15 protein-coding genes and 2 tRNA genes are annotated in these 14,385 nt (G+C 57.7%); 11 read left to right on the forward strand and 6 right to left on the reverse strand.

The genetic code is table 11. The features are described from left to right. The first annotated feature begins 16 nt into the window (after positions 1-16). Positions 17-229, forward strand: a complete 213-nt coding sequence (locus AC0L6S_RS11600) for a cysteine-rich CWC family protein (protein WP_473424136.1) — start codon at positions 17-19, stop codon at positions 227-229. Then, complete coding sequence (gene cysZ / locus AC0L6S_RS11605) at positions 219-941, forward strand: sulfate transporter CysZ (protein ID WP_473424137.1); 723 nt, start codon at positions 219-221, stop codon at positions 939-941. Before AC0L6S_RS11600 ends, cysZ begins: the two co-directional genes overlap by 11 nt. Here cysZ and rhlB read toward each other — a convergent pair. The 6 genes from rhlB to hemA all read right to left on the reverse strand — a co-directional run bounded on the left by rhlB (position 930) and on the right by hemA (position 7,110). After that, positions 930-2,345: an ATP-dependent RNA helicase RhlB gene (rhlB, locus tag AC0L6S_RS11610; RefSeq protein WP_473424138.1), complete on the reverse strand. Its 1,416-nt coding sequence runs from the start codon at positions 2,343-2,345 to the stop codon at positions 930-932. The genes cysZ and rhlB overlap by 12 nt on opposite strands. A gap of 98 nt (positions 2,346-2,443) precedes the next feature. Beyond that, on the reverse strand, positions 2,444-3,034 hold the full coding sequence (locus AC0L6S_RS11615) for an HvfX family Cu-binding RiPP maturation protein (protein WP_473424139.1): 591 nt from the start codon (positions 3,032-3,034) through the stop codon (positions 2,444-2,446). A 54-nt stretch (positions 3,035-3,088) separates the two neighbouring features. Then, positions 3,089-3,844 carry a HesA/MoeB/ThiF family protein gene (locus AC0L6S_RS11620; protein WP_473424140.1) on the reverse strand — a complete coding sequence of 252 codons (756 nt, stop codon included), beginning with the start codon at positions 3,842-3,844 and terminating at the stop codon, positions 3,089-3,091. Continuing rightward, complete coding sequence (gene prmC, locus AC0L6S_RS11625; RefSeq protein WP_473424141.1) at positions 3,834-4,667, reverse strand: peptide chain release factor N(5)-glutamine methyltransferase; 834 nt, start codon at positions 4,665-4,667, stop codon at positions 3,834-3,836. Before prmC ends, AC0L6S_RS11620 begins: the two co-directional genes overlap by 11 nt. After that, entirely contained in the window at positions 4,667-5,752 is a 1,086-nt protein-coding gene (prfA, locus tag AC0L6S_RS11630) for a peptide chain release factor 1 (RefSeq protein ID WP_473424142.1), read from the reverse strand. Before prfA ends, prmC begins: the two co-directional genes overlap by 1 nt. Beyond that, positions 5,749-7,110, reverse strand: coding sequence for a glutamyl-tRNA reductase (hemA, locus tag AC0L6S_RS11635; protein ID WP_473424143.1), 1,362 nt, complete (start codon positions 7,108-7,110; stop codon positions 5,749-5,751). Before hemA ends, prfA begins: the two co-directional genes overlap by 4 nt. A 300-nt stretch (positions 7,111-7,410) precedes the next feature. Here hemA and AC0L6S_RS11640 point away from each other — a divergent pair, with 300 nt between their 5' ends. The 9 genes from AC0L6S_RS11640 to AC0L6S_RS11680 all read left to right on the forward strand — a co-directional run bounded on the left by AC0L6S_RS11640 (position 7,411) and on the right by AC0L6S_RS11680 (position 14,384). Continuing rightward, entirely contained in the window at positions 7,411-9,171 is a 1,761-nt protein-coding gene (locus AC0L6S_RS11640; RefSeq protein ID WP_473424144.1) for a tetratricopeptide repeat protein, read from the forward strand. Beyond that, a complete protein-coding gene (gene lolB, locus AC0L6S_RS11645) occupies positions 9,172-9,780 on the forward strand; it encodes a lipoprotein insertase outer membrane protein LolB (protein ID WP_473424145.1) in 609 nt (202 codons plus the stop codon). It begins immediately after the preceding gene. Next, entirely contained in the window at positions 9,780-10,610 is an 831-nt protein-coding gene (gene ispE, locus AC0L6S_RS11650; protein WP_473424146.1) for a 4-(cytidine 5'-diphospho)-2-C-methyl-D-erythritol kinase, read from the forward strand. Before lolB ends, ispE begins: the two co-directional genes overlap by 1 nt. A gap of 15 nt (positions 10,611-10,625) precedes the next feature. Continuing rightward, positions 10,626-10,700: transfer RNA gene (locus AC0L6S_RS11655), tRNA-Gln, on the forward strand. A 101-nt stretch (positions 10,701-10,801) separates the two neighbouring features. Then, a complete protein-coding gene (locus AC0L6S_RS11660; protein WP_473428590.1) occupies positions 10,802-11,737 on the forward strand; it encodes a ribose-phosphate pyrophosphokinase in 936 nt (311 codons plus the stop codon). 73 nt (positions 11,738-11,810) lie between these two features. After that, a complete protein-coding gene (locus AC0L6S_RS11665) occupies positions 11,811-12,470 on the forward strand; it encodes a 50S ribosomal protein L25/general stress protein Ctc (protein ID WP_473424147.1) in 660 nt (219 codons plus the stop codon). A 34-nt stretch (positions 12,471-12,504) separates the two neighbouring features. Further along, on the forward strand, positions 12,505-13,092 hold the full coding sequence (pth, locus tag AC0L6S_RS11670) for an aminoacyl-tRNA hydrolase (RefSeq protein WP_473424148.1): 588 nt from the start codon (positions 12,505-12,507) through the stop codon (positions 13,090-13,092). A 25-nt stretch (positions 13,093-13,117) separates the two neighbouring features. Then, positions 13,118-14,212, forward strand: coding sequence for a redox-regulated ATPase YchF (gene ychF / locus AC0L6S_RS11675; protein ID WP_473424149.1), 1,095 nt, complete (start codon positions 13,118-13,120; stop codon positions 14,210-14,212). A gap of 95 nt (positions 14,213-14,307) precedes the next feature. After that, positions 14,308-14,384, forward strand: a tRNA-Met gene (locus AC0L6S_RS11680). Position 14,385: the final 1 nt, after the last annotated feature.

The raw sequence follows: 14,385 nt of genomic DNA on the forward strand, positions 1-14,385 counted from the left end.
TAAATACGGCAGATCTATGAGCGATTCCAGGAAAGTGGCGGCAACATGCCCCCTGTGCGGTGGCGACAATCAATGCGATATAGCGGCGGGAAAATCCGGGGAAAATTGCTGGTGCCAGTCCGCGATCATCAGTGCCCAGGCGCGGGAAAAGGCGGCGGATTCCAGCACTGAACAGTGCATCTGCCGCGCCTGTGGCCGCCCGGCGGAGGATGCTCGCAATGCAGGGTAATATTGCGCGCGGCGCGGGCTATCTGACGCGGGGCGCAAAAATGCTGAAGCACCCTTCCCTGCGCGCGTTTGTCATCGTGCCACTGCTGATCAATATCCTGATCTTCGGCTCACTGATCACGCTTGGCTTTGGCTATATCAGTGACTTGATGGACAGTATGCTGGACAGCATCCCGGGCTGGCTGAGCTTTATCCAGTGGATTCTCTGGCCGCTGATTGTGATTACGGTGAGCCTGATATCCGGCTATCTGTTCACCTCATTGGCACTGATAATCGCCTCGCCTTTCAACGCGCTGCTGGCGGAAAAAGCGGAAGAGCTTGTGACAGGCAAGCCGGTGGACTCGCTGGAGGGATTGGGTGCTGCGCTGGCGTCTGTACCTCGAAGCATTGTGCGTGAATTACTGAAGCTGTTGTACTACATCCCGATGGCGCTGCTGGTTCTCGTTCTCTCGTTTATTCCCGGCGTCGGCGCTGTCGCGTGGCTACTGCTCGGTGCCTGGATGATGAGCATACAGTTTGTGGACTACCCGATGGACAACCACCAGCTGAGTTTTGCTGAGGTTAAGAATGCCTGCCGCTCACGTCGGCTGAGCAGCCTAGGCTTTGGAGCAATCGTGGCGGTGTGCACCGGGATACCCGTGGTGAATTTCTTTGTCGTGCCGGCCGCGGTAGTAGGCGCCACACTGCTGTGGTGTGAGGAACTAAGCCAGTAGCTCCTCAGGGGGATGGGTACACTCCAGTTTCGTGCCCAGCAGCGCTTCCAGATCTGGCAGCAGGAACGCGTCATCCTCGCTGGCGAAACTGATGGAAACCCCGGTCGCGCCAGCGCGGCCGGTGCGGCCGATACGGTGCACGTAATCTTCGGGGTCTTCCGGCAGATTGTAATTCACCACATGGCTTATGCCGTCGACGTGGATACCGCGCCCGGCCACGTCCGTAGCAACCAACACCTTGATTTCACCCTGCTTGAACTGCTCCAGTGTCCGTGAGCGCTTCGCCTGGGGTATCTCGCCCGACAGAATGCCGGCAGAGACACCGGACTTACGCAAACGCTCATGCAGGCGGCGCACCTGATCGCGCCGATTGGCGAAGACGATCACGCTGCTGCAATCATCACTGCGCAACAGATTATTGAGTACCTTGTAGCGCTGCTGGCTGCTTACCATGTAGATCTTCTGGTCGACGGAGCTGGTCGCAATACTCTCCGGCTCGATTTCCACAGTAGTCGGCTGATACGTCCACTGCTTGGACAGATTAATAATATCCTGAGTGAATGTGGCAGAGAACAGCAGCGTCTGCCGGTTTTCCTTGGGCGGTGTCGCCCGCACAATGCGCTTGACCTGAGGGATAAAGCCCATGTCCAGCATGCGATCGGCTTCATCGAGCACCAGAATCTCCACGTGATCCAGGTAGAGGTCGCGGCGACTCATAAAGTCCAGCAGGCGACCGGGAGTCGCCACAACCAGATCGACCACGGTACTGCCAAGCCGGTTCAGCTGTTTCTGGTAGTCCATACCGCCGATCAACGTCGCAACTTGCAGCCCCGTGTGTTTTGCCAGCTCCTCGGCGTCGGCACCAATCTGCACCACCAGTTCGCGCGTAGGAGCAATCACCAGTGCCCTCGGCTCACCGACAAATCGTTCACCCTCTGGAGGATTACACAGCAGGTCGTTGAAAATTGTTATCAGGAAGGCCGCCGTCTTACCCGTACCGGTCTGCGCCTTGCCAATGGCATCATGCCCCTGCAGGGTATGCGGCAAAATGGACGCCTGGATGGGTGAACAGTAGTGAAACCCCAGATCGGCGATGCCGTGCATCAAATCATCGCGCAACCCAAGATCGTGGAAGCGGGTCTCGCCTTCCTTGGGCTCTACCTTGAACTGATCCAGCGACCATGCAGACTCGGGGTTAGCACGCTTGCGCGCACGGCGCCGCTTGCCGCCTTTGCGCGGTGACTGCGCAGCAGTTGCCTCTTCCGCTTTTTTCGCTGATGGGGCATCCGGGGATCCTGCGCCGTGCACGCGCTCCTGCCCGGGCGGCTGCGCGTCGCCGTCTCTACCGGGATTTCGGGCCGCTTCGCGCTTGCCCGACATACGATTGACTAGACCTTTGATCAATGCTGGTTATCCTGTGAGCGGTTAAAAAACGCGCTAGTCTAACACTTCCGGACAGGAAAAGGTGGAGACTGTTGATAAGCTGATCGGGGCCTTGGCGATCAGGGTTTGGGCGGCCAGAGTTTGGTAAGGTAATAGTCCAAACTGGTATAGCGGCCGCCACCGGTGAATAACAGGCTAAACAACATCAGTAGATAGGTGACGCCATATTCAATACCGTTATTGAGAATCACAAAGCGCCCCTCCTCCGTGAGCCAGCTGTAATTGCCGTGCTCGCGCAGAATATCCTTGGCCGCGTTCAGGCGAACTGCCACATCCTGGGCGCTGGAATCGGCAATGGCAGCCCAGCCGTTGTCCCAGTGCACCGCAAAAATGGCGACCAGCATAGTGATTATCAACGGTATGGATATCCAGCGGGTCGCCAATCCCAGTAACAGTAAATAAGCCCCAATAGCTTCCGTGTAGGCAGCCAGATACGCCAGCAGCGCGGGGAATGGCAGGCCCAGCCCCCAGTCGGGGTTCCCAAACCACATTATAGTATTTTCCATGCCGGCAATTTTTTGCATCCCGGCTTCCAGAAAAATATAGAAAAGAAATATTCTTAGGGCCAGCGGCGCCAGGCCATCCAGATACTGCAATCGGGAGAAAACTGCCTTGTGAAACCAGTAGTACCACTGCGCGACTTTGTCCATGGTAACTCTCTTATTCAGGGTTATTCCGTATGACAATACAAAACCACAAAAGGTTCAGCGCTGTAAATGCCCACAGGCCGGGCAGTTCGTGCGCACAGGCAGTGCCAGTTTCCGAAACTCCATACTGCGCAAGTCAATAACCAGCAACTGACCCCGCAATGGCTCGCCAAAGGCCGACAGCACCTTCAGGGCTTCCATCGCCTGCATCGAACCTATCGCACCCACCAGTGGCGCGAACACACCGCTATCACTGCAACTCAGTGCGGTATCGGCCTCTCCCTCAGCATACAGGCAGGCATAGCAGGGGCCGCCCCGCACTGGGTCAAACACTGCCAGTTGCCCTTCGCTGCGCACAGCGGCTGCGGACACCAACGGTATACCTGCGGCTATACAGGCGCGATTAAGCGCAAAGCGCACCGGATAATTGTCGGTGGCATCGAGGACCAGGTCAGCCCCCGACAGCAATTCAGACATATCTGGTTCAAGCAGACTGTAATCGACCACCTGAAGTTTCACCTCGGGATTCAGCGCCGCTATCGATGCCGCCGCCGAATGGGCTTTATTGCTGCCGATATCTCGCTCTGCATGTGCGATCTGACGCTGCAGATTGCTCAGCTCCACCGCGTCGCCATCTGCCAGTATCAGCTCACCGACACCCGCCGCTGCAAGGTAGAGTGCCGCAGGACAACCCAGCCCCCCGAGGCCCACCACCAGCACGGTCGCCTGCTGCAGGCGCTCCTGCCCGGCGATATCGAAATCATGCAACAGAATCTGCCGGTTGTATCGCATCAGTTGCGCATCAGTCAGCATGCCAGCACCCCCCCGTGATCCGCTCCCGGCCCGCGATATCACAGCGCGTGTCCACGCCGACGAAGCCCGCATCGCACATCATTGACCGCACGGCACTCGCCTGCTCAAATCCGTGCTCCAGCAGCAGCCAGCCCCCATCGCATAGCCGCGTCGAGGCACCAGCCACCAACTGTTGTAAATCAGCCAAACCGTTCCCGGCAGCGACCAGCGCCGAGCGCGGCTCAAACCTGACATCATCGCGGGTCAAATGGGGGTCGTTCGCCGCGATATAGGGAGGATTTGCCAACAGAACGTCGAAGCACTCTCCCGCCACAGCCTCGTACCAGTCCGATTGCAACAGCGATACATTCTGCAGCCCGAGACTGGCGACATTGGCAGCGGCGACCTGCAGGGCGTCAGCACTGCGATCGACTGCGGTAATCTGCCAGTGTGGCCTTTCTGCAGCCACGGCAAGCGCAATGGCGCCGGAGCCGGTGCCCAAATCGAGCACCCGCGAAGTATCGGGCAGGGGAAGTTCCAGCACCCAGGCCACCAGTGTTTCGGTTTCCGGGCGGGGAATCAGGGTGCTGTTGTTGACGGCCAGTGACAGCGACCAGAATTCTCGCTCACCGACAAGGTAGGCGACAGGAACGCCCTGCCGGCGCTGCGCCAGAAGTTCCTCAAAGCGCCGTGCAGTTTCAGGCGGGATTGCTTTCTCTGGCCAGGTGTACAACCAGGCCCGGGACTTCCCCAGACAGTGGCACAGCAGAATCTCCGTGTCGCGCCGCGCACTGTCGCTGGGCAAATCAACTCCGGAGCGCAACAGTTCCTGCACGCTGGCCATCAGTTGTCCGACAGCGCTGCCAGCAGATCCGCCTGGTACTCCTGCCGCAGCGGACCGACAACCGCGTCCAGATCACCCTCCATCACTTCATCGAGTTTGTAGAGGGTCAGGTTGATGCGGTGGTCTGTTATACGCCCCTGCGGAAAATTGTAGGTGCGGATGCGGTCTGACCGATCACCTGTGCCGACCAGGTTGCGGCGCGTTTCCGCCGTTTCACTGGCCTGTTTATCCTGCGCGCTGGTAAGGAGCTTCGCCTGCAGCAGTGACATCGCACGCGCACGGTTCTTGTGCTGGGAGCGCTCGTCCTGGCACTCCACCACCACACCGCTGGGAATGTGCGTCAGTCGCACCGCAGAGTCTGTCTTGTTGACATGCTGGCCACCTGCGCCGGATGCGCGGAATGTGTCGATACGCAGGTCGGCCTTGTTGATCTCTATCGCATCCACTTCCTCGGCCTCCGGCATCACCGCCACCGTACAGGCCGAGGTGTGAATGCGGCCCTGCGACTCGGTATCAGGCACCCGTTGCACGCGGTGGGCACCGGACTCAAACTTCAGGTTGGCGTATACGTCCCGGCCTTCCACGCGCGTGATAATTTCCTTGTAGCCGCCGTGATCTCCGGTACGCTCAGACAACACTTCCACCTTCCAGCCCTGATTTTCCGCGTAGCGGGAATACATGCGAAACAGGTCACCGGAAAAAATAGCAGCTTCGTCGCCGCCGGTTCCGGCGCGTATCTCGAGAAACACGTTGTGCGAATCATTTGGGTCACGCGGCAGCATCAGAGTCTGCAGTTGTGCTTCCAGTTCGGCCAGACGCTCACCACCGCTGTCCAGTTCCTCGCGGGCCATCTCCCGCACATCCGGATCACCGTCCTCGAGCATCTGCCGCGCTTCCTCAAGGTCAGCGCTAACCTGCAGGTACTGGGAGTAGCAGGAGACCACAGGTTCCAGTTCGGCGTACTCTCTGGATAATTCGCGGAATTTGTTCTGATCGGCAATAGTTTGACTGTCGCTGAGCAGCGCAGATACTTCCTCGTGCCGGTCGCCAAGCGCTTCCAGTTTGGTGAGCAGAGATGCTTTCATTGTAATGTGCGTCGTGTGGTTTCCACTGCCGAGGCCGGCAGATCAAGTTCGGGCTGCTCTGGTTCTTCCACTCGCGGTGGCTGCGGTGAACCAGTCTCCAGACCCAGTAGTTTGCGCGCGTTGTTAATCAGGTCCTGACGGCCATCGACACTGGCCTGCTTCAGCCCCCGAGTTGGCGCGTGGATCAGCTTGTTGGTGATTGACCGGGCCAACTGCGCCAGAATCTGGCTTGGATCCTCGCCCCGGTCGAGAGCGCGCTGAGCGCGCTGTAACTCCTGTTCACGCAGTTGTTCCGCCATAGAGCGGTACTCTTTGACGCTGTCGACAGCCGCCAGGCTGCGCAGTTCCTCATCATAGAGCCGGACGCCCTCGTCGATGATAGTGTCGGCTTTACGTGCTTCAGTACTGCGGCTGCGCAGATTTTCATCCACAATCTGACGCAAATCATCAACGGTGTACAGATAGACATCGTTCAGCTCACCAACCTGGGACTCGATATCCCGGGGCACCGCAATATCAATCATCAGGTAGGGGCGGTGTTTGCGCACTTTCAATGCCTGCTCTACCGCCCCCTTGCCGAGAATCGGCAGCTGGCTTGCGGTAGAGGTTATAACGATATCGGCATCCAGCAACTGTTCTGGTATCTCAGCGAGCAATACCGCCTCAGCACCGAACTTCTGTGCCAGCTCACGCGCCCGCCCAAGGGTGCGGTTGGCAATCACCACCTGGCGTACACCGGCACCAACAAGGTGGCGAGCCACCAGTTCGATCGTCTCCCCGGCGCCCACCAGCAGCGCATTGCACTGGGTCAGATCGGAGAAGATATGCCCTGCCATATCAACAGCGGCATAAGCAACAGAAACGGGATTCTCGCCGATGGCCGTGTCGGTACGTACGCGCTTGGCGATAGAAAACACGCGCGGAAACAAGCGGGCGAACTCTCCACTGGCGGTACCGGCCTCTTCTGCAACCGCATATGCAGACTTCAGTTGTCCAAATATTTGCGGCTCGCCCAGCACCATTGAATCCAGCCCGCTGGCGACATGCACTAGATGCCGCATGGCCTGCGCACCCAAATGAAGATAGGCAAATTGGTGTAGTTCTTGCGCCGACAGGTGATGATAGTTGGCCACCCAGTCAATGAGCGTGCGTGCCTTGTCACCCGGTTCTATGTCCTCGGGCACCATGGCGTAAACTTCGGTGCGATTACAGGTGGAGAGAATAACCACCTCTTCGATGCTGGCCGTCTCACAGGCATCCACCAGCGCTTCGCCGACCTGTTCCGGGGCAAAAGCAACCCGCTCGCGAACTTCCAGCGCGGCCGAGTTATGGTTGATTCCCAACGCGATTAAATTCATGACAACGGCCACTGGCTCCACAGCGTTCTGTTTCAGGGTCTACCTGCCGCGGTTGCGGCTTCTTGAAATGGGGCGCACCATAGCACAGTTCGCAAAAAACTCTCCCGATTTTAACAAGTTAGGTCACAAAAGACAGTGCCTTACCGCTGCTGTCACAACAGCTTAAACGCCGTGCCGGTGGCACTGCCGGGCACTACTTCACGATTCACGGATGCACCCCGGCCACATTGTGGGTTTCAGACGCAGTCTGTGTCATCATACCGGATGTCTAACCGTTGGATTACCACGCTCTAGCCCACCATGTCGCGTTTCCCTGCCCTCGCTCTCATTTTCCTGCTGCTCATCGGCTGTGCCACCCAGCCTTCCGATAGCGACAGCGTAGCCGCCAAGAACGCCACCGGTGAGGCCGAGCCAACTGCGTCGGTGCCGGAGAAGCCCTTCCCGGCAGATAGCCTCTACGACCTGCTGGTCGCGGAATTTGCGTTGCGGCGCCAAGCCTACGATGTCACGCTGGACAAATATACCAAACAGGCTCCGGTGCTGCGCGATACAGGTGTCAGCGCTCACACCACCCATCTTGCCCAGTTCCTGCAACGCCCCGATGAAGCGTTGAAATCGGCACAATTGTGGGTGGAACTGGACCCGCAGAATGCCGAGGCCAACAACACCGTGGCCAGTCTGCTCGCACAGCGGGGTCAGCCGGTCGCTGCACTCCCCTATCTGGTCGTGGTGGAGCAGCAAACCGGAGAAGCCAATTTCCCTATGCTGCTCAGCGGGTTTTCTCAACTGGATGAGCGGCAGCGCAATGCGTTAGTGCAGGACATTGCCAAACTGGCCAGGGACTACCCACAGAATACCCGCCTGCTACTAACCCAGGCACTTATACATGCTGAGAATTCGCAATTCGAGCAGGCACTGGATGAATTGCAGACATTGCTGGAACTGGAGCCGGACCAGCCTCAGGCGGTGCTGCTGGAAGCCCGGATCATGGTTCAACAGAACGCCGACGAGCCCTACACGCGGTTGCAACACTTATTGCAGAATAACCCGCAAGCCAAACGACTGCGCCTGGAATACGCCAAAATGTTGACAACCACCGACATGGCAGCCGCGAAGGAGCAGTTTGAAATCCTATCGGCGCAGTCCCCTCAGGACAGCGATCTACTGTTCTCACTGGCACTGATCAGCCGCGAGATGGGAGACAACGACGCGGCACAGGCCTATTTGCAGCAGACCATTACGCTGGGGCAACGCGCAGATGAGGCCTATTACTATCTGGGACGCATGGCTGAGGATGACGGCGACCCCGAGATGGCTATTGCCCATTATTCGAAGGTAGGCGTTGGTACGGAATATCTCGCCGCGAACAGTCGCGTGGGCGTCATCCTGGTTGGACAGAATGAACTGGATCGCAATCGCGCCTATTTTGAAGCACAGCGAGAGCAGAATCCCCAGCTGAGCGAACAACTCTATGGTCTTGAAGCTGACATACTCTCGCGCGCCAACGCCACCAGGGAAGCCATGCGGCTGCTCAATCAAGCGCTGCAGGGAATGCCCGCCAGCACCACCCTGCGCTATTCGCGCGCCATGCTCAGCGAGCAGCTGGATGACCTTGAATCCATGGAGCGGGACCTGCGCACCATTCTTGCGGCTGACCCGGACAATGCCACCGCGCTGAATGCGCTGGGCTATACGTTGGCGGATCGCACAACGCGGTATGCGGAAGCGCTGGAACTGGTATCGCGCGCGCTAGCGCTACAGCCCAATGAACCGGCAATTCTGGACAGTATGGGGTGGGTGCTGTTTCGCAAGGGGCAGTATGACGAATCGTTGATGTACCTGAGCCGCGCCTATGCCGAATTTCCCGATCCCGAGGTAGCCGCTCATCTGGGTGAAGTGCTGTGGATGAAGGGGGATAAGAACGAAGCAAAAGCGGTATGGAACACCGCCCTGCGACGCGATCCGGGAAACCCCATACTGCTGAAAACGATGCGCAGACTCGGGGCTGAACCCGCCCCGGCAACATCGCCTGATACGACGCCCGCAGCACAGATACCCTGAATGGTTGCCACACTACGCACACTGACACTTGGGCTTTCAATGGCGCTGATGATCGGCTGTGCCGGCCTGACCGAGCGCGAACCTTCATCGGCAGGATGGCAGCAGCACCGCGCACAACTCTCGGCGCTGCAACACTGGTCAGCGAGTGGCAAACTGGCCCTACGTACCGCAGACAGCTCGGAATCTGCCAGTATTACCTGGCGACAGACCGAGCAGAATACCCAGCTGCAGTTGAGCGGCCCACTCGGTATCGGCGCCACCACTATCGACAGCGATGGTGAGACCTTGCATATTCGCAAGGGCGATGAGCACACCACACTGGACATCTCCACACCGGATGCGATTGTCCTGAACACTGGCTGGGATTTGCCATTGAGCGCGCTGATCTACTGGCTGAAGGGCCTGCCAGCGCCGGGCCGGGATATACAGCGGATTGACGTTAATACGCAAACAGCGCTGCTGCAGAATCTGCAGCAGGACGACTGGGAGATCCTCTTTCAGAAATACGGCGAATTTCAGGGGTATGTGTTGCCTACTCGGCTGCAAATACAGCGCGGCACCACCCGCCTGAAGCTGGTGATATCCCGCTGGCAGGTGGTCTCAGAGTAATGGCCCAGACCCTCACCCTGCTGTCACCCGCCAAGCTGAATCTGTTCCTGCATATCACAGGACGGCGCGATGATGGCTACCACGAGTTGCAGACGCTGTTCCAACTGCTCGACTGGGGCGACAGGCTGTCGTTTACCCCCAACAAAAGTGGTGACATCACGCTGGAGGGTGACGTTGCGGGGATTCCCATTGAGGAAAACCTCATTGTAAAGGCAGCCCGCCTGCTGCAGCGCGGCGACCTGGGAGCCCATATCTCCCTGCGAAAGCAGATACCCACCGGGGCCGGACTGGGCGGTGGCAGCTCAAATGCAGCTACCGCTCTGTTGGCGCTAAACCACCTCTGGGGCCTTGATATACCGCGCAAAGAGCTGCAGGTATTGGCGACAACACTGGGCGCCGATGTGCCGGTTTTTACTGGTGCCACTACGGCCTGGGCAGAGGGAATTGGCGAAATTCTGACCACAGTGGCGTTGCCAGAACGCTGGTATCTCATCCTCGTGCCCGACTGCCATGTCTCCACGGCAGAAATATTTTCCCATCCGCAATTGACACGCAACACCATCCCCATCAAAATGGCGGCCTTTTTTGAGGGTCACTCCCGAAACGACTGCCAGCAACTTGTCAGACGCCTTTATCCTCAGGTTGATAAGGCATTGAAAGTTTTGGATAATTTCGGCGAGGCAAGACTGACCGGTACAGGGGCCTGCGTGTTCCTCAGCTTCGAAAGCGAAGCCGCGGCCAGAATGACCAAGGAGCAGTTGCAGGATGAATGGACAAGCATCCTTGCCCGAGGCGTAAATACATCGCCTCTGCCAAAAGAGTTAGTCTAATTCCAACAGATTGTTTGGGGTGTCGCCAAGCGGCAAGGCACCAGGTTTTGATCCTGGCATTCAGAGGTTCGAATCCTCTCACCCCAGCCATACCGGCAGCGCCATAGGCCAGTGGCATATGGCGCTGTTTTTTTATTTCCCGAAGCTTTTCGCAAGAAACCAGAAGGTAGAGTGAAGTGTCCTCAAAAATGATGGTTTTTACGGGTAACGCCAACCCGGAGCTGGCCCAGAAAGTCGCCAGCAGGTTGTACCTGTCGCTAGGCAAGGCCGATGTCGGCAAATTCAGTGACGGCGAAGTCTGCGTTGAGCTGAATGAGAACGTCCGCGGCAAGGACGTTTTCGTCCTGCAGTCCACCTGCGCACCGACCAATGACAACCTGATGGAACTGGTAGTGATGATCGACGCACTGCGCAGGGCATCAGCTTCGCGGATTACAGCGGTAGTGCCGTATTTCGGCTATGCGCGCCAGGACAGGCGGGTACGCTCCGCCCGGGTCCCCATCACAGCCAAGGTCGTGGCGGATATGATGGTGGTCGTGGGTGTCGACCGGGTATTGACTGTCGATCTGCACGCCGAGCAGATTCAGGGTTTTTTCCAGTGCCCGGTGGACAACGTTTACGGCTCCCCGGTGCTGATAGATGACATTGAAGATTGCAAATACGAAAACCTGATGGTGGTATCACCAGACATCGGCGGTGTAGTGCGGGCACGCGCGATTGCCAAACAGTTGAATGAAGCTGAACTGGCGATCATTGACAAACGGCGCCCCAAAGCCAATGAGGCCCAGGTGATGAACCTGATCGGGGAAGTCGAGGGTCGCACCTGTCTGCTGGTGGACGACCTGGTCGATACCGCCGGGACACTGTGCAAAGCTGCTGACGCATTGAAAGAACGCGGTGCGGCCAAAGTGGTGGCCTACTGTACCCACGCGGTACTGTCCGGCAACGCGCTGGCAAACATACAAAGCTCCCAGCTCGATGAGCTGGTGGTCACTGACACGATTCCTCTCAGTGCGGAGGCGAAGAACATCGGTAAAATTCGCCAACTCACACTGGCGGACCTGCTGGCTGAGTCCATGCGCAGGGTCGCCAACGAGGAATCCATAAGCGCGCTGTTTCAACAATAGAAGCAGCGTATACACCAACGCATTACCGCACTGGTCGCAGGTGTTGTAATGTCTTATCAAAGGAGTCACGACTATGTCTGACCAATTTGAAATTATCGCAGAAGAGCGAACCGACCTGGGGAAAGGTGCGAGCCGCCGCCTGCGTCGTTTCGATGGCCGAGTCCCCGCAATTATTTACGGTGGAGACAAGCCCCCCCAATCACTGAGCCTGATCAGTAAGGATCTGGAAAAATCGCTGGAAAATGAAGCGTTTTACTCCCACGTTCTGCAGGTCAACATCGGCGGTGTAAAAGAAAAAGCTATCCTCAAGGATATGCAACGCCACCCGGCCAAGAACCGTGTGATGCATGTGGATTTCATGCGCATTGACGAAAATGTGGCGATCAAGGTTCACGTGCCCATTCACTTCCTCAATGAAGAAACCTGCTACGGCGTTAAAACCGAGGGCGGCATGATCCAGCATCAGGAGACTGATATCGAGGTTCAGTGTCTGCCTGCTGATATCCCCGCCTTCATCGAAGTGGATATGCTGGAAGCCAAGGTTGGCCAGATTATTCACCTCTCTGAAGTGACACTGCCGGCGGGCGTTACGTCCGTCGCTCTGGCCCTGGGTGAGGATCACGACCTCGCAATCGCCTCGGTCAATGCACCTAAAGGTGCCGAGGAAGAGCCAGAAGCAGCCGCTGATGAAGAAGCTGCAGACGCAACTGAAGAAGGCGACAGCGAGGACTAGACTCCTCGCTGTACCGCACACTGCGTAACTCGCATTGACTGCTATAAAGCTGATTGCAGGGCTGGGTAACCCCGGGAGCGAATACCGAGGCACCCGACACAATGCTGGCGCCGACTTCGTAGAAGAACTGGCCCGGCAGAACGGCGTTTCCCTGCAATCAGAATCACGATTTCACGGCCTCACCGGACGCGTTTCGCTATCCGGCCATGATGTGCGCCTGCTCATTCCCAGTACATTCATGAATCGCAGCGGCAAAGCAGTTGCTGCCATGGCAAGTTTCTTCAAGATTCCGCCGGAGAGCATTCTCGTCGCCTATGACGAGCTGGATATTCCCGTGGGCACCGCCAGGTTCAAACAGGGCGGTGGGCTCGGCGGACACAACGGCCTGCGAGATATCAAACCAGCGCTGGGTAACAATGCCAACTTCCATCGGCTGCGCATCGGCATCGGCCACCCCGGCCACGCCTCCCGCGTAACGGGATATGTACTGGGCGCTCCGTCAAAAACTGACAGAGAGCGTATCGACGCCGCCATCGACGAGGCGATAGCCTCCCTGCCGCTGCTGCTTGACGGTGACAGCACCAAGGCGATGACCCGGCTACACAGTTTTAGCGCAGCCTGAGCTGCGACACCAACAGGAATTCACTATGGGCTTCAATTGCGGCATCGTCGGCTTACCCAATGTCGGCAAATCCACGCTGTTTAATGCGCTCACCGATGCGGGCATCGGTGCGGAGAACTTCCCATTTTGCACCATCGAGCCCAACGCCGGTATCGTACCGGTACCCGACCCCAGACAGAGCAAGATTTCCGCCATCGTCAAACCGCAGAAAGAAGTAGCGACCACGATGGAGTTTGTGGACATCGCCGGGCTGGTCGCCGGTGCCTCCAAGGGCGAAGGGTTGGGCAACCAGTTTCTTGCCAATATTCGCGAGACCGACGCTATCGCCCATGTCGTGCGCTGCTTCGAGGACGAGAATGTCATTCACGTGGCCAATAAAATCGACCCCAAAGCCGATATAGAAACTATCAACACCGAACTGGCACTGGCTGATCTGGAAGCCTGCGAGAAACAACTGCAGAAGGTGATCCGCACAGCCAAGGGCGGAGACAAAGAAGCCGTTGCAATGAAGGCGTTGCTGGAAGGCAAACTCCTGCCCCATCTGAACGAGGCGCGGCCTGTGCGCTCTCTGGCACTCAGTGACAGCGAAAAAGTGCTCGCTCGATCGCTGTTCCTGCTGACCAACAAACCCACCATGTACATCGCCAACGTCGACGAAAACGGCTTCGAGAACAACCTCCACCTCGACGTGGTGAATGCAATAGCCGCTGAAGAAAACGCTGTTGTTGTCGTTATCTGCAACAAACTCGAATCCGAGATCGCCGAACTAGCCAATGAAGAACGCATGGAATTCCTGCAGGAACTGGGCATGGAAGAACCCGGCCTGGATCGCGTTATCCGCGCAGGCTATGAATTACTGCAGCTGCAAACCTATTTCACCGCCGGCGTACAGGAAGTGCGCGCCTGGACCGTGAAAGTTGGCGCTACCGCGCCCGAGGCTGCCGGCGTCATCCACACCGACTTCCAGAAAGGCTTTATCCGCGCCGAAGTGATCAGCTACGACGACTTCATCAAATACAACGGTGAACAGGGTGCCAAGGATGCCGGTCGCTGGCGCCTGGAGGGCAAGGATTACGTGATGCAGGACGGCGATGTGGTGCATTTTCGCTTCAATGTCTGATCAATGCGCGCAGATCACTTCGATTCTTGACTTGCCCCCCCAAAATGCGGAAAATGCGCGCCTCTTCGGGACAGCAAGTCCCCACAACTGATTGTGGCTACGTAGCTCAGCTGGTTAGAGCACAGCATTCATAATGCTGGGGTCGGTGGTTCAAGTCCACCCGTAGCTACCAA

It is taken from the genome of Halioglobus sp. D3-4, assembly GCF_055809315.1.

What these genes read in the sequence shown, in the direction of transcription:
- AC0L6S_RS11600 (WP_473424136.1), top strand. Translation starts at nt 17, where the DNA reads ATGAGCGATTCCAGGAAAGTGGCGGCAACATGCCCCCTGTGCGGTGGC.
- cysZ (WP_473424137.1), top strand. Translation starts at nt 219, where the DNA reads ATGCAGGGTAATATTGCGCGCGGCGCGGGCTATCTGACGCGGGGCGCA.
- AC0L6S_RS11615 (WP_473424139.1), bottom strand. Translation starts at nt 3,034, where the DNA reads ATGGACAAAGTCGCGCAGTGGTACTACTGGTTTCACAAGGCAGTTTTC.
- AC0L6S_RS11620 (WP_473424140.1), bottom strand. Translation starts at nt 3,844, where the DNA reads ATGCTGACTGATGCGCAACTGATGCGATACAACCGGCAGATTCTGTTG.
- prmC (WP_473424141.1), bottom strand. Translation starts at nt 4,667, where the DNA reads ATGGCCAGCGTGCAGGAACTGTTGCGCTCCGGAGTTGATTTGCCCAGC.
- prfA (WP_473424142.1), bottom strand. Translation starts at nt 5,752, where the DNA reads ATGAAAGCATCTCTGCTCACCAAACTGGAAGCGCTTGGCGACCGGCAC.
- hemA (WP_473424143.1), bottom strand. Translation starts at nt 7,110, where the DNA reads ATGAATTTAATCGCGTTGGGAATCAACCATAACTCGGCCGCGCTGGAA.
- AC0L6S_RS11640 (WP_473424144.1), top strand. Translation starts at nt 7,411, where the DNA reads ATGTCGCGTTTCCCTGCCCTCGCTCTCATTTTCCTGCTGCTCATCGGC.
- lolB (WP_473424145.1), top strand. Translation starts at nt 9,172, where the DNA reads ATGGTTGCCACACTACGCACACTGACACTTGGGCTTTCAATGGCGCTG.
- ispE (WP_473424146.1), top strand. Translation starts at nt 9,780, where the DNA reads ATGGCCCAGACCCTCACCCTGCTGTCACCCGCCAAGCTGAATCTGTTC.
- AC0L6S_RS11660 (WP_473428590.1), top strand. Translation starts at nt 10,802, where the DNA reads ATGGTTTTTACGGGTAACGCCAACCCGGAGCTGGCCCAGAAAGTCGCC.
- AC0L6S_RS11665 (WP_473424147.1), top strand. Translation starts at nt 11,811, where the DNA reads ATGTCTGACCAATTTGAAATTATCGCAGAAGAGCGAACCGACCTGGGG.
- ychF (WP_473424149.1), top strand. Translation starts at nt 13,118, where the DNA reads ATGGGCTTCAATTGCGGCATCGTCGGCTTACCCAATGTCGGCAAATCC.